The organism is Pseudomonas sp. Marseille-QA0332 (assembly GCF_054950175.1).
On the sequence record NZ_CM143106.1, the window covers coordinates 3,002,913 to 3,016,628 of the forward strand.

The 13,716-nt window shown below is 64.5% G+C and carries 13 protein-coding genes and 1 riboswitch; of the genes, 9 read left to right on the top strand and 4 right to left on the bottom strand.

All coding sequences use genetic code 11. The features are described from left to right. The first annotated feature begins 95 nt into the window (after positions 1 to 95). The 4 genes from ligB to mltA all read left to right on the top strand — a co-directional run bounded on the left by ligB (position 96) and on the right by mltA (position 4,194). Positions 96 to 1,772: an NAD-dependent DNA ligase LigB gene (gene ligB / locus ACY8GK_RS13930; protein ID WP_462401468.1), complete on the top strand. Its 1,677-nt coding sequence runs from the start codon at positions 96 to 98 to the stop codon at positions 1,770 to 1,772. 56 nt (positions 1,773 to 1,828) lie between these two features. Further along, complete coding sequence (locus ACY8GK_RS13935; RefSeq protein WP_196175868.1) at positions 1,829 to 2,224, top strand: DUF1090 domain-containing protein; 396 nt, start codon at positions 1,829 to 1,831, stop codon at positions 2,222 to 2,224. Between the two features lie 134 nt (positions 2,225 to 2,358). Further along, positions 2,359 to 2,754: a DUF1090 domain-containing protein gene (locus tag ACY8GK_RS13940; protein ID WP_196175866.1), complete on the top strand. Its 396-nt coding sequence runs from the start codon at positions 2,359 to 2,361 to the stop codon at positions 2,752 to 2,754. A gap of 288 nt (positions 2,755 to 3,042) precedes the next feature. Next, entirely contained in the window at positions 3,043 to 4,194 is a 1,152-nt protein-coding gene (gene mltA / locus ACY8GK_RS13945; RefSeq protein ID WP_462401469.1) for a murein transglycosylase A, read from the top strand. Positions 4,195 to 4,204: 10 nt separating this feature from the next. Here mltA and ACY8GK_RS13950 read toward each other — a convergent pair whose 3' ends face one another. Continuing rightward, positions 4,205 to 4,591, bottom strand: a complete 387-nt coding sequence (locus tag ACY8GK_RS13950) for an MAPEG family protein (RefSeq protein ID WP_196175862.1) — start codon at positions 4,589 to 4,591, stop codon at positions 4,205 to 4,207. 231 nt (positions 4,592 to 4,822) lie between these two features. Here ACY8GK_RS13950 and ACY8GK_RS13955 point away from each other — a divergent pair, with 231 nt between their 5' ends. Further along, positions 4,823 to 6,079 (top strand): cation:proton antiporter, encoded by a 1,257-nt coding sequence (locus ACY8GK_RS13955; RefSeq protein WP_196175860.1) that lies wholly within the window; start codon positions 4,823 to 4,825, stop codon positions 6,077 to 6,079. 188 nt (positions 6,080 to 6,267) lie between these two features. Here the strand turns inward: ACY8GK_RS13955 and ACY8GK_RS13960 are convergent, their stop codons facing one another. Continuing rightward, positions 6,268 to 6,666 (bottom strand): acyl-CoA thioesterase, encoded by a 399-nt coding sequence (locus ACY8GK_RS13960; RefSeq protein ID WP_196175859.1) that lies wholly within the window; start codon positions 6,664 to 6,666, stop codon positions 6,268 to 6,270. A 177-nt stretch (positions 6,667 to 6,843) separates the two neighbouring features. After that, a riboswitch (S-adenosyl-L-homocysteine riboswitch) is annotated at positions 6,844 to 6,939 on the top strand. Between the two features lie 20 nt (positions 6,940 to 6,959). On the opposite strand from ACY8GK_RS13960, the gene ahcY reads away from it, so the two are divergent. From ahcY to ACY8GK_RS13980, 4 genes are all read left to right on the top strand, one after another. Then, positions 6,960 to 8,369: an adenosylhomocysteinase gene (gene ahcY, locus ACY8GK_RS13965; RefSeq protein ID WP_462401470.1), complete on the top strand. Its 1,410-nt coding sequence runs from the start codon at positions 6,960 to 6,962 to the stop codon at positions 8,367 to 8,369. A 148-nt stretch (positions 8,370 to 8,517) separates the two neighbouring features. After that, a complete protein-coding gene (metF, locus tag ACY8GK_RS13970) occupies positions 8,518 to 9,363 on the top strand; it encodes a methylenetetrahydrofolate reductase [NAD(P)H] (protein WP_196175855.1) in 846 nt (281 codons plus the stop codon). Between the two features lie 119 nt (positions 9,364 to 9,482). Continuing rightward, the gene (locus ACY8GK_RS13975) at positions 9,483 to 10,268 is read left to right on the top strand and encodes a substrate-binding periplasmic protein (RefSeq protein ID WP_196175852.1); all 786 of its coding nucleotides are present in this window, start codon (positions 9,483 to 9,485) and stop codon (positions 10,266 to 10,268) included. 217 nt (positions 10,269 to 10,485) lie between these two features. Continuing rightward, positions 10,486 to 12,366: a DEAD/DEAH box helicase gene (locus ACY8GK_RS13980; protein ID WP_462401471.1), complete on the top strand. Its 1,881-nt coding sequence runs from the start codon at positions 10,486 to 10,488 to the stop codon at positions 12,364 to 12,366. Between the two features lie 61 nt (positions 12,367 to 12,427). Here the strand turns inward: ACY8GK_RS13980 and ACY8GK_RS13985 are convergent, their stop codons facing one another. Beyond that, a complete protein-coding gene (locus tag ACY8GK_RS13985; protein ID WP_196175849.1) occupies positions 12,428 to 13,006 on the bottom strand; it encodes a YceI family protein in 579 nt (192 codons plus the stop codon). Positions 13,007 to 13,041: 35 nt separating this feature from the next. Further along, positions 13,042 to 13,593, bottom strand: coding sequence for a cytochrome b (locus tag ACY8GK_RS13990; RefSeq protein ID WP_462401472.1), 552 nt, complete (start codon positions 13,591 to 13,593; stop codon positions 13,042 to 13,044). Between the last annotated feature and the right edge of the window lie 123 nt (positions 13,594 to 13,716).

Here is a 13,716-nt window from a genome sequence, read left to right on the forward strand (position 1 = left end):
GGCTTTTCGTGTCATATCGACTGACAACTTCGCCGGGTGGGTTGGCTATCGCCTGTCTAGGCTGATCCTCTTCTGTCAGGCAAGGATGCCTACCTATGACGAGGTGGTTGATAGCACTCTGGGTATGGGCCGGCTTCGGTCCATCGGCAGTGGCGACCGAACGGTGCCCCGACTGGCCGGCAATGCGGGCCAAGGCGGAGGTGCAACGGCTGCGCGCCACGCTGGCGGATTGGGATGACCATTATCATCGCCTGGGCGTCTCGCCAGTGGCCGATGCGCTCTATGACCAGAGCCGCCAGCGCCTGGAGCATCTGCAAGGCTGCTTTGCCCTGGCGCAGGCCTACGACCCCCTGGCGACGGCCGCAGGGCCGGTCGCTCACCCGGTACCCCATACCGGCGTCGGCAAGCTCGCCGATGAAGTGGCCGTCCGGCGCTGGCTGCATGGCAAGCAGGATGTCTGGATACAACCCAAGGTCGATGGCGTGGCGGTCTCGCTGGTGTATCGGCAGGGGCGCCTGGTGCGCCTGCTCAGTCGCGGCGATGGCGAGCGCGGGCATGACTGGAGCCGACATATCGCCCAGCTTGCCGACATTCCCCGACAATTGCCCGAGCCACTGGACCTGTATCTGCAAGGCGAGCTTTATTGGCGCCTGCCTGGGCACATCCAGGCACGTTCCGGCAGCCTCAACGCCCGGAGCCGTGTCGCCGGGCTGATGGCGCGTAGCCAGATGAACGCCGAGCAAGGGCGCGGCATCGGCCTGTTCGTCTGGGAGTGGCCTGAAGGTCCGGCGAGCCAGGCGCAGCGCCTGGCTCGCCTGCAAGCCTTGGGTTTTGCCGACAGTGCACGCTTGAGCGTGGCGGTCAGCGGTTTCGACGAAGCGCTGCGCTGGCGCCAGCACTGGTACCGGACACCGCTGCCCTTCGCCACCGATGGCGTCATCCTGCGCCAGGGCAGCCGTCCGCCGGCTTCCCGCTGGCGGGCGCGGGCGCCTTACTGGATCGCGGCCTGGAAGCACCCTTACGCCCAGGCGCTGGCTGAGGTGCGCCAGGTCGAGTTCAGGATCGGCCGTAGCGGCCGGGTGACGCCCGTGCTGCGCTTGCAGCCGGTCCAGCTGGATGACCGACGCATCGCTCAGGTCAGCGCCGGTTCGCTGGCCCGTTGGCGGCAGATGGATATACGCCCTGGCGACCAGGTATCCATCAGCCTGGCCGGGCTGACCATTCCACGCCTGGATGGGGTGATACACCGCAGTACCGAACGCCATCCGGTCAGTGCCCCTGATCCGGCTCGCCATCATCCCTTGAGCTGCTGGACAGCCAGCGAGGCTTGCCAGGAGCAGTTCCTTTCGCGGCTGGCTTGGATGACCGGCAAGCAGGGCCTGGACTTGCCTGGCCTGGGCCGCGGCACCTGGGCGCATCTGGTCGAGAGCGGCAAGGTGGCGTCACTCGGCGACTGGCTGGCACTCGGGGAGCACGACCTGCTGGAGATACCGGGCATTGGCCAGGCGCGTGCCGCGCAACTGCTGCAAGCCTTCGCCAAGGCACGCCAGCGGCCATTCGAGACCTGGCTGCGGGCGCTGGGCTTGCCGGCTCCGGCAAGCCTGCGGCTCGGGCCGGACTGGTCGGCCCTGGCGGCCAGGAGCCGCGAACAGTGGCTGGCCGAGCAGGGCATTGGCCAGCGACGCGCAGCCCAGCTACGCGCCTTCTTCATGGACGAGCAGGTCCAGGCGCTGGCCGCGCAACTGCATGCACATGCAATCGAGGGTTTCTAATTTCACGCGATCAGGGCAGCATTTCCCTTTTGCTGCCCCGTTCGACTGGAGCCCCCATGAAACTGCTCTGCACCTTCACCCTGCCTGTCCTGCTCGCCTTCACCGCCACGCCACTGCTGGCCGCCGAGCAACAGCCGGGCCTGACCGGCTGCGCCGCCAAGCGCCAGGCAATCGGTGAACAGCTTGCGCAAGCTCGCCTGAGCGCCGACGGACAACAGGTCGCGGCCCTCGAGAAAACCTTGCAGGAGGTCTCCGAGCGCTGCACCGAAGCCAGCCTGCGCAAGGAACGCGAGCAGAAGGTCCTCGATGCCCGGCATGAAGTCGCCCAGCGCAGGAAAGACCTGGACAAGGCCATGAAAAAAGGTGATCCACAGCGGATCGACAAGCGTAAGGAAAAGTTGGCCGAAGCCAACAGGCAGCTGCAGGAAGCCGTGAAGGATCTGGAACGTTGACCCTGGTTGCCGAGGCAACATGTAGGACTTTTCTGAAGTTGAAGCCCCTCTCGCTCCTTAAGAGGCATCGCCTTCTACAATCAGCCGCAGATTTTGAATCATTTCGACAAATTTGCTTCGGCAGGAGACGTCCAATGAAACTGCTTGCCCCGCTCTTTCTCGCCTGCGCATGGTGCCTGTCCGCCGGTTCGCTGCAGGCCGCGCAGCCGGCGCCCGGCCTGAGTGGCTGCGCGGCCAAGCAGGACTCGATCAGGAAGGAAATCGAGATGGCCCGCGAGCGTGGCCACCTGTTCAAGATCGCCGGCCTGGAAAAGGCGCTCAAGGAAAACCAGGCCCACTGCACCGATGACAGCCTGCGCGCAGCTCGCCAAGCCGACGTGCGCAAGGCCGAGCAGGAAATCCGTGAACGCGAGGCCGACCTGGCCGAAGCCAGGGCCAAGGGCGACGCCGACAAGATCGCCAAGCGCGAACGCAAACTGGCCGAGTCCCGCCAGGAACTCGAGCAGGCCAGGCAAGCGCTGGACAAGTGAGACTGCACGGGCGCTGAACGAGCCGTCCGGCTCCGAAGCGCGACAACCATAGCCCGCCGAGCACCTGCTCGGCGCCTCCTTGCGCCTGCAGAAGCTGCATGAGCGAAGACCGCCTTGCATCGAGACATGGGTAAGTTAGCATCGGCACTGCCACGGGTCGGAAGCAGACCGGCGTCATCGTGACGACCACGCCTTCGCGACGCAGCGCCGGCTTTCGCCTGTGAGCACCCTCCCACTCTCTAGCGAACCTGGCCAGGGCCACCACCCTGGTCCCCAAGGATGCAAAGCATGACACCTCTTCTGCGCCATCTCGCCTGGGCGCTTCCCGCCCTGGCCTTGCTGGTCGGCTGCAACGACGGCGACAAGGCCCAGCCGCGACCCCATGCCCTGGCTACCTATGTCCAGGCCGACTGGCAAGACCTGCCGGCCGTCGAAGATGCCGACATGCTGGCTGGCTTCGAGTCATGGCGCAGCGGTTGCGACAAGCTTCGGCGCGACCCGACCTGGGCGAGCACCTGCGAGGCGGCCGCCGCGGTCCCGGCCGACGCGGCCCAGGTGCGCGCCTTCCTGCGCCAGAACCTGCAGGTCCATGGCTTGCGTTCGGCCGCGAACAGCGCCGACGGCCTGATCACCGGCTACTACGAACCCGTGTACCCTGGCAGCCTGAGCCGCAGCGACTCGGCCAACGTGCCAGTGTATGGCGTGCCGGACGACATGGTAGTCGTCGACCTGGCCAGCCTTTATCCGGAACTCAAGGGCAAGCGCCTGCGCGGACGACTGGAGGGCCGGGTGCTCAAGCCCTACGACAGCGCCGAGGTGATCAATCGCCAGGGCGTCCCGGCTCCGGTGCTGGCCTGGCTGACCGATCCGATGGACCTGCAGTTCCTGCAGATCCAGGGCTCGGGCCGCATCCAGCTCGAGGACGGTCGACAGTTGCGGCTCGGCTATGCCGACCAGAACGGCCATCCCTACCGCCCCATCGGCCGCTGGCTGGTCGAGCAGGGTCAGCTGAAGAAGGAAGAGGTGACCATGGGCAGTATCCACGCCTGGGCCCAGGCCAATCCGCAAAAGGTACCCGAGCTGCTGGCCAGCAACCCCAGCTACGTGTTCTTCAGCGCTCGCCCGGACAGCAACGAAGGGCCGCGCGGTTCGCTCAACGTGCCGCTGACCGCCGGCTACAGCGTGGCCATCGATCGCAAGGTGATTCCGCTGGGCAGCCTGCTCTGGCTGTCGACGACCCGCCCTGACGGCAGCCCGGTGGTGCGCCCCGTGGCTGCACAGGATACCGGCGGCGCGATCACCGGCGAGGTACGCGCAGACCTGTTCTGGGGCACCGGCGCCGAAGCCGGCAAGCTCGCCGGCGACATGAAGCAGCAAGGACGGCTCTGGCTGCTCTGGCCCAAGGGCATGCCGCTGCCCGACGTACCCAAGGCGCCTTGAGCGTTCGAACTCAGGCGGAGACCACGAAGAACGCCACGATCAGCGCCAGGCCGATGAACCATGTCAGCGAGCGCAGCGCCGCCCAGTCGGCCAGGTAACAGATGATGTAGAGCAGACGACTGGTGATGTACAACACTCCGAGCACATCCTGGGTCACCTGCTCGGCATTGCCGACGATATCGGCGACCAGCACCGCGGCGATGAACGGCGGCAAGGCTTCGTGGCTGTTCTGCTGGGCGGCGTTGGCCCGGCGCGGCAGCCCTTCGAGCGTATCGAGAAAGCCGCGCGGGTCATGGTTGTCCTTGATACCGAAGCGCCCGCTGCTCAGCTTGGCGATCAGCGAGCAGAGCGGTGGCAGGAAGATCGCGATCAGCACGCACCATAGAGCGACGGTCATGACAGGTTCCTTGTGCAAATGTCGGGGTTGGAGCCTGATCCGGCGTATCCCGCCAGGACCTGCTCGCAGGCTAGGATTCCCGGCCTTGGAAAAGGTTCTCGCAGCCCGCTCCAGATGAACGAATTCGATAATTTCGGTCATAAGCTGTGCCCCGAACCCTGGATCAGGTCATCAAAGAACTGCCCGGGTCATTCGGGTTACGAATCGGAAGCCACTGTTACAGGAATCGGGATGCTTGAGCTTGTCGCTGCGTTTATCTGCCTGACCACCCTCCTCACCTACGTCAACTATCGTTTCATCGGGCTGCCACCGGCCATCGGCGTGATGGTCACGGCCCTGATGTTCTCCCTGATGCTGCAAGGGCTTAGCCTGGTCGGCTATCCCGGCCTGGAGGAACGTGTCGAAGGCCTGATGAACCAGATCGACTTCAACGATCTGCTGATGCACTGGATGCTGGCCTTCCTGCTGTTCGCCGGGGCCCTGCACGTGAATCTCGCCGATCTGCGCAGCTATCGCTGGCCGATCGGCCTGCTGGCTACCGTGGGCGTGCTGATCGCCACCGTGGTCATCGGTTTCCTGGCGCACTGGGTCTTCGCCCTGTTCGGCTGGCATGTCAGCCTGATCTACTGCCTGCTGTTCGGCGCACTGATCTCGCCCACCGATCCGATCGCGGTGCTCGGCGCGCTGCGCACGGCCAATGCCTCCAAGCCGCTGAAGACCACCATCGTCGGCGAGTCGCTGTTCAACGACGGCACCGCGGTGGTGGTCTTCACCGTGCTGCTGGGCATCATCCAGCTGGGCGAGACACCCAGCCTCACCGATACCGCCATGCTGTTCGCTCACGAAGCCATTGGCGGCGTGCTGTTCGGCGGGCTGATCGGCTATGCCACCTACCGCATGATCAAGAGCGTCGAGCAATACCAGGTGGAGGTCATGCTGACCTTGGCCCTGGTCATCGGTGGCTCGGCCATGTGCTACGAACTGCATGTCTCGGCCCCCATCGCCATGGTGGTGGCAGGGCTGATCATCGGCAACCTGGGCCGCAACCTGGCCATGAACGACATGACCCGTCGGTACATGGATGGCTTCTGGGAGCTGATCGACGACATGCTCAATGCCCTGCTGTTCGCCCTGATCGGCCTGGAGCTGCTGCTGTTGCCATTCAACTGGCTGCACCTGGCGGCGGCGGGCGTTCTCGCGGTAGCCGTGCTGCTCTCGCGCCTGCTCACCGTGGCGCCGGCGATCCTGCTGCTGCGCCGCTGGCGCAGCGTGCCCCAGGGGACCATCCGGGTGTTGACCTGGGGTGGCCTGCGCGGCGGCGTCTCGGTCGCCTTGGCGCTGTCGCTACCGATGGGCGAGGAGCGAGACCTGCTGTTGTCGATCACCTACATCGTGGTGCTGTCGTCGATCCTGATCCAGGGGCTGTCGATCGGCCGCGTGGTGCGCGGCGTCACGCGCCAGCCTAACGGGACACCAGAACAGCCGTGATCGCCCCTGCAGCACCCGCCGCGCCCATGGCCCATGGGAGCGGCGGGTGCTGGTGGTGAGCCTCTGCTTTGATGCTGTACCGCACTTTTGCCTGCTGGCACGATCGAGCGTACAAGCGGCACCGTGGCAGGGCGATGCCGCAACCAAGACGAGCCCTTCTGGTCATGCAGGGGAAGAGACTGCCCTGCTCATTCCACCGCCGTATCGAACTGGTCCTCGATATACTTGATCCTGGTGCGCCCATGCGGCGCCGGCAGCCCGTCTTCGCCCAGGTTGACGAACACCATGCGATCAACCGTCAGGATGCTCTTGCGGGTGATCTTGTTGCGCACTTCGCAGCGCAGGGTGATCGAGGTCCGACCGAATTCGGTGGCGGTAATGCCCAGCTCGATGATGTCGCCCTGGCGTGAAGCGCTGACGAAGTTGATTTCCGACATGTACTTGGTCACCACGCGCTGGTTGCCCAGCTGGACGATCGCATAGATCGCCGCCTCCTCGTCGATCCAGCGCAGCAGGCTGCCTCCGAACAGCGTGCCGTTGGGGTTGAGGTCTTCTGGCTTGACCCACTTGCGAGTATGGAAATTCATGGTTGCTCCTGCTGCTTGGCTGTCGTGCAACCATCATGGCAGAGCCTCTCGGACGACTCCATGGAAGATCGACCATCGTCTCGATCAATCGATCGAAGCGCTTGGGCATGGCTGCTGACAAGGCTATAATCGCCAGGTTTCCACATGACTGTCCGACAGGAGGGTCATGCCCGCCACCCAGCCGAGGGGCGCTGCAGCAGGTTCGACCTGTCAGGCTCGGTTGGGGCGTTGTCCGCCTCGCGGACGCTCAACGCACAACGGCGCCCATTCGCACACTACGAATGGAGGCTCTAATGAGCGCTGTAAACACGCCCGCAGGTTTTTCCGACTTCAAGGTCGCCGACATCTCCCTGGCCGACTGGGGCCGTCGCGAGATCATCATCGCCGAATCGGAAATGCCCGCGCTGATGGGCCTGCGCCGCAAGTACCAGGCCGAGCAACCACTCAAGGGCGCCAGGATCCTCGGCTGCATCCACATGACCATCCAGACCGCCGTGCTGATCGAGACCCTGGTCGCGCTGGGCGCCGAGGTGCGCTGGTCGTCGTGCAACATCTTCTCCACCCAGGATCAGGCCGCCGCCGCCATCGCCGCCGCCGGGATCCCGGTGTTCGCCTGGAAAGGCGAGACCGAGCAGGAGTACGAATGGTGCATCGAGCAGACCATCCTCAAGGATGGCCAGCCCTGGGACGCCAACATGGTCCTGGACGATGGCGGTGACCTGACCGAGATCCTGCACTCGAAGTACCCGGCCATGCTGGACAAGATCCACGGCGTCACCGAAGAGACCACCACCGGCGTGCATCGCTTGCTCGACATGCTGGCCAAGGGCGAACTGAAGGTGCCGGCGATCAACGTCAACGACTCGGTCACCAAGAGCAAGAACGACAACAAGTACGGCTGCCGCCACAGCCTCAACGATGCCATCAAGCGCGGTACCGACCACCTGCTGTCGGGCAAGCAGGCCCTGGTCATCGGCTACGGCGACGTGGGCAAGGGCTCGGCCCAGTCCCTGCGCCAGGAAGGCATGATCGTCAAGGTCAGCGAAGTCGATCCGATCTGCGCTATGCAAGCCTGCATGGACGGCTTCGAAGTGGTTTCGCCCTTCAAGGACGGCATCAATACCGGCACCGAGGACGGCATCAACCGCGACCTGCTGGGCCGCATCGACCTGATCGTCACCACCACCGGCAACGTCAACGTCTGCGATGCCAACATGCTCAAGGCATTGAAGAAGCGTGCCGTGGTCTGCAACATCGGTCACTTCGACAACGAGATCGATACCGCCTTCATGCGCAAGAACTGGGCCTGGGAAGAGGTCAAGCCCCAGGTGCACAAGATCCACCGCACCGGCCACGGTGACTTCGATCCGCAGAACGATGACTACCTGATCCTGCTGGCCGAAGGCCGCCTGGTCAACCTGGGCAACGCCACCGGTCACCCTAGCCGGGTCATGGACGGCTCGTTCGCCAACCAGGTCCTGGCGCAGATCTTCCTCTTCGAGCAGAAGTTCGCCGAGCTGTCGCCAGCCGAGAAGGCCGAGCGCCTGACCGTCGAAGTGCTGCCCAAGAAGCTCGACGAGGAAGTCGCCCTGGAAATGGTCCGCGGCTTCGGCGGCGTGGTCACCCAGCTGACGTCGCAGCAGGCCGAGTACATCGGCGTGACCGTCGAAGGGCCGTTCAAGCCGGACAGCTATCGGTACTAAGGCGCCGCGGCAAGCGGCAAGCCCTGAACGCAGCGCCGGTCAGCTTGCCGCCTGCCGCTCGAGGAGACACCAGGCCGGACGGCGCCAAGCCGCTCCGGCCTTTACCTGCAGCCTGAAGCTCGAGGCTTGAGGCTGAAGAGAGAACGAGATGGCACAAAAGCGCAGTTACAGCTTCGAATTCTTCCCGACCAAGACCGAAGCTGGCCATGAGAAACTGATGAACGTCGCTCGCCAGCTGGCGAGCCTGGAACCGGAATTCTTTTCCTGCACCTACGGCGCCGGTGGTTCGACCCGCGACCGCACCCTCAATACCGTGCTGCAGCTGGAAAACGAAGTGAAGGTGCCTGCCGCGCCGCACCTTTCGTGCGTTGGCGACAGCAAGCAGGAGCTGCGGGCGCTGCTCGCCCAGTACAAGGACGCCGGCATCAAGCGCATCGTCGCGCTGCGCGGCGACCTGCCATCGGGCATGGGCATGGCCTACGGCGACCTGCGTTACGCCAGCGACCTGGTCGAATTCATTCGCCAGGAAAGCGGTGACCACTTCCACCTCGAAGTCGCTGCCTACCCGGAGATGCACCCGCAGGCGCGCAACTTCGAAAGCGATCTGGCTCATTTCGTGCAGAAGGTCAAGGCGGGCGCCGACAGCGCCATCACCCAGTACTTCTTCAACGCCGACAGCTATTTCTACTTCGTCGAGCGAGTACGCAAGCTGGGCGTGGACATCCCGATCGTGCCGGGCATCATGCCGATCACCAACTACAGCAAGCTGGCGCGCTTCTCCGATGCCTGCGGCGCGGATATCCCGCGCTGGATCCGCAAGCAGCTCGAAGCGTACGGCGACGATGCCCAGAGCATCCAGGCATTCGGCGAGCAGGTCATCACCCGCATGTGCGAACAGTTGCTGCAAGGCGGCGCCCCAGGCCTGCACTTCTACACCTTGAACCAGGCCGAGGCGAGCCTGGCGATCTGGAACAACCTGCAACTGCCCCGCTGAATCGCCGCTGGGCCGGTCGGCCATGGCCGGCCCATGCTCAGCCGTGCATCGGATCCCTGGCAGCACCGGCATCCCGCCGGTGCTTGGCCGGCCTGGCCCATCCGTCGTAATCTGTCGCGATGCCCTATTTCATTCGTCTCTTCGCCATCCTCCTGCTGGCCTGCCTGGGTTCGACGGCGCATGCAGAGCGCCTGCGCATCGTCAGCGATGACTGGGCGCCCTACATTCACTTCGAGGCAGGCGAGCCCAAGGGCATGCATGTGGAGGTGGCCAACGAAGTCTTCCGGCGCCTGGGTATCGAGGTGCAATGGCAGTTCATGCCATGGCGGCGTTGTCTGGCGATGGTCGAGCGCGGCCTGGCCGACGGGGTGATGGACGTGTTCCGCTCCGGGCCACGCCGGCAATACATCGTCTATCCCGACGAACCCATGTCGAGCGTGGACTTCGTGCTGTTCCAGGCCCGTGCGCGTCCGCACCGCGTGCGGCGTCTGGAAGACCTCGCCGGCCTGGTCGTGGGCGTCTCGCCCGGCTATGACCATGGCAAAGCCTTCGAGCAGTCGACGCTGTTTCGCCGCGAGCCAGCGCCGACCCTGCAAGCCAATTTCGGCAAACTGATGCTCGGTCGCATCGACTTGCTTGTCACCGATCGACGTGCCGGGCATCACGCGCTGCATGCGCTGGGCTTGCAGGACGCGGTGCAGATGCTGCCTTGGCGGGTCAACCAGCGTCCCCAATACCTGGGCTTGCGTCTGGAACCTGGCCGGGAGCGTTTGGCGCAACGATTTGCCGAAGAACTGCGGCGCTTCAAGCGGGAGCCGGCGTTCCAGGCGATCGATGCGCGTCATGCCGTGGCGATGGATTTTCCTGACGCCGTTGAGCAGCAGGAAAGCGGCACACTTCGATAGCTCTGTTATACTCGGGCCTTCCCGCCCGGCTCACGCCCGGACGCTCGGTCTCGAAACAGGCATCTCGACCGGCAGGCATGCGCCCCGTGCGCCGCCCGCCACCGTTCGATGCATGGCCAAGGCCCAGCAGTACCGGACGCGATCGCATCTTCCGATGCCCATCGCGCCAGGCAAGATCATCCCATAGGGCCCAGCCCCCACTAGAACAGGATTGCCCATGTCCTTTGCCTCCCTCGGTCTCTCCGAGGCTCTAGTCCGCGCTATCGAGGCTGCGGGCTATACCCAGCCAACCCCGGTGCAACAGCGGGCGATTCCCGCCGTGTTGCAAGGTCGTGACCTGATGGTCGCCGCCCAGACAGGTACTGGTAAAACCGGCGGCTTCGCACTGCCGATCCTCGAGCGGCTGTTCCCGGGTGGCCACCCTGACAAGTCGCAGCGTCACGGCCCGCGCCAGCCACGCGTGCTGGTGCTGACCCCGACCCGGGAGCTCGCCGCGCAGGTGCATGACAGCTTCAGGCTGTATGCCCGCGACCTGAACTTCGTCAGCGCCTGCATCTTCGGCGGCGTCGGCATGAACCCGCAGGTCAAGGCGATGGCCAAGGGCGTCGACGTCCTGGTCGCCTGTCCCGGACGGCTGCTGGACCTGGCCGGCCAAGGCAGCGTGGACCTCTCGCATGTCGAGATCCTGGTGCTCGATGAAGCCGACCGCATGCTCGACATGGGCTTCATCCATGACGTCAAGAAGGTCCTGGCCCGCCTCCCGGCCAAGCGCCAGAACCTGCTGTTCTCGGCGACCTTCTCCAAGGACATCACCGACCTGGCCGACAAGCTGCTGCACAATCCCGAGCGCATCGAGGTCACGCCGCCCAACACCACGGTCGAGCGCATCGAGCAGCGCGTCTACCGACTGGCCGCCAGTCACAAGCGCGCCCTGCTCGCCCACCTGATCACTCTCGGTGCGTGGGAGCAGGTCCTGGTGTTCACCCGTACCAAGCACGGCGCCAATCGCCTGGCCGAATACCTGGAAAAGCACGGCCTGACCGCTGCCGCCATCCATGGCAACAAGAGCCAGAACGCCCGCACCAAGGCCCTGGCCGACTTCAAGGCCAATAGCGTGCGCGTGCTGGTCGCCACCGACATCGCCGCCCGCGGCCTGGATATCGACCAGTTGCCGCACGTGGTCAACTTCGAACTGCCCAACGTCGAGGAAGACTACGTGCATCGCATCGGCCGTACCGGCCGTGCTGGCCGCTCCGGCGAGGCGATCTCGCTGGTGGCGTCCGATGAAGAGAAACTGCTCAAGAGCATCGAACGCGTCACTCGCCAGAAGATTCCCGATGGCGACCTGATGGGCTTCGATGCAAGCCAGGTGGAAGCCGAGAAACCCGAGGTTCGCGAACGCCAGCCGAACAACGGCCGTGGTGGACGTAACCAGCCGCGCGCCGAGGGCGCCGCCGGACGCAAGGACAAGGCCAAGGAGAAGGACAAGGGCAAGCCCCGGCAAGGCACCGAAAAGTCCACCGAGAAAGCCGCTCGCGGCGAGAAGGACAAGCCTGCCGCCGACCGCCAGCCGCGCAAGTCGCGCGCCAGCAAGCCACGTCAGCAGCCAGGTGAAAAGACCGTGGCGGGCCCCATCGCGCTACCGCCTGATCGCGATCCGGAGGAATTCCTCGACGACGAGATCGACAACTTCGGCAATCGTGCCGACTATGTCAGTCCGTACCAGAACCGCAACCAGGGCCGCAACCGCGGCAAAGGTGGCAGCGGCGGCCAAGGCCAGCCTGGCGGTGCTCGCAGCGGCGCCGCCGGTCAGGGGCGTCCAGCCGGCCCACGCAATGGCGGCGTCAACGAGAAGCGTCCGCGCTCGAACAACCCTGCCGGGCGCCGCGACAACAACGCTGGCCGCAAGCGGCCGGCCGGTCGCGACGACTTCGCGCGCCAGGAGCCGGCAGTACGCAGCTCGCGCGAGCCGCAGAACCAGCCGGTGATCATCCGCAAGGAATCCAAGCTCGACCGTTATCCAACGCCAGAGCAGCTGGACGACGTGCCAAGCCGTCCACGCGGCGAACGCCCGGCCTTGCTAACCCGCAACCGCTGATTGGCGCTACAGAACGAAAACGCCGCCCCGATGGGCGGCGTTTTCGTTCATGGTCTACTCGTCACTTCTGCTTGACGCCTTCCAGGCTGATATCCAGGTCCAGGGTCTGGGAGGTCGGTCCCGGTCCCTTGATGCCGAAGTCGCTCAGGTTCAGCGTGGTCTTGGCATTGAAGCCTGCGCGCTCGCCGCCCCATGGGTCCTTGCCTTCGCCGTTGAACACGGCCTTGAAGGTCACCGGCTTGGTCACGCCGTGCAGGGTCAGGTCACCGACCACATCGGCGGTCTTGTCACCGGTGGGCTTGACGCTGGTGGAGACGAACCTGGCTTCGGGGTACTTCTTCACGTCGAGGAAATCGGCGCTGGCAATATGCTTGTCGCGCTCGGCATGATTGGACCACAGACTGGCAGTCTTGAGATCGACGCTGATCTTGCTGTCCTGGGGCTTGGCGCTGTCCCAGGTGAAGGTCCCGTCGAAGTCCTTGAACGTGCCATGGATGAAGCTGTAGCCCAAGTGGCTGATCTTCCAGTCGACGAAGGCGTGCTGGCCTTCCTTGTCGATCTTATATTGCGCGGCCATGGCCTGACCGGCCGAGAACAGTGCGCTGCCCAGCGCCAGGGCGGCAAAAGTCTTCTTCAACATCCTGAGGTCCTTTCTTTGCGATTGAGGATCGAGATTCAAGCCTTGCGACCGAACATGCGCAGCAGGGTCGCGTCACGGTCGATGAAATGATGCTTCAGTGCGGCCAGGCCATGGAGCGTGGCCAAGATCACCAGCCCCCAGGCCAGGTAATAATGCACGACCCCGGCAAGGTCCGCCTGGTCGGGCAAGTCGCTGACCAGCGCCGGCACTTCGAACAGGCCGAACACCGGGATACCGACACCATCGGCGGTGGAGATCAGGTAGCCGGCGATCATCACCGCGAACAGCCCGCCATACAGCGCCAGGTGGCCAAGCTTGGCGGCCACGCGGGTGAACATGCCGTGGGTGGCAATCGCGGGCGGCGGCGGGCTGGCCAGGCGCCAGAGCACCCGCACCAACATGACCGCCAGCAGCACCAGGCCGATGCTCTTGTGCAACTCGGGGCCTGCCGTGCGCCAAGGACTATAGTAGTCCAGCCCGACCATCCACAGACCGAGCGCAAACAGAGCGAAGACCGTCAGCGCCACGCTCCAGTGCAGGACGATGCTGACAAGACCATAGCGAACAGGTGAGTTGCGCAGTTGCATGAGCCATGTTTCCCCATGAAAGCCGAGTACAAGATTAACGCGTCATCGATCGAATAAAAGCGGAAAAACCTGCCGCAAAATATCGATAAATACGATGATCAGTGTGAGGCTTGGTCATTAAGC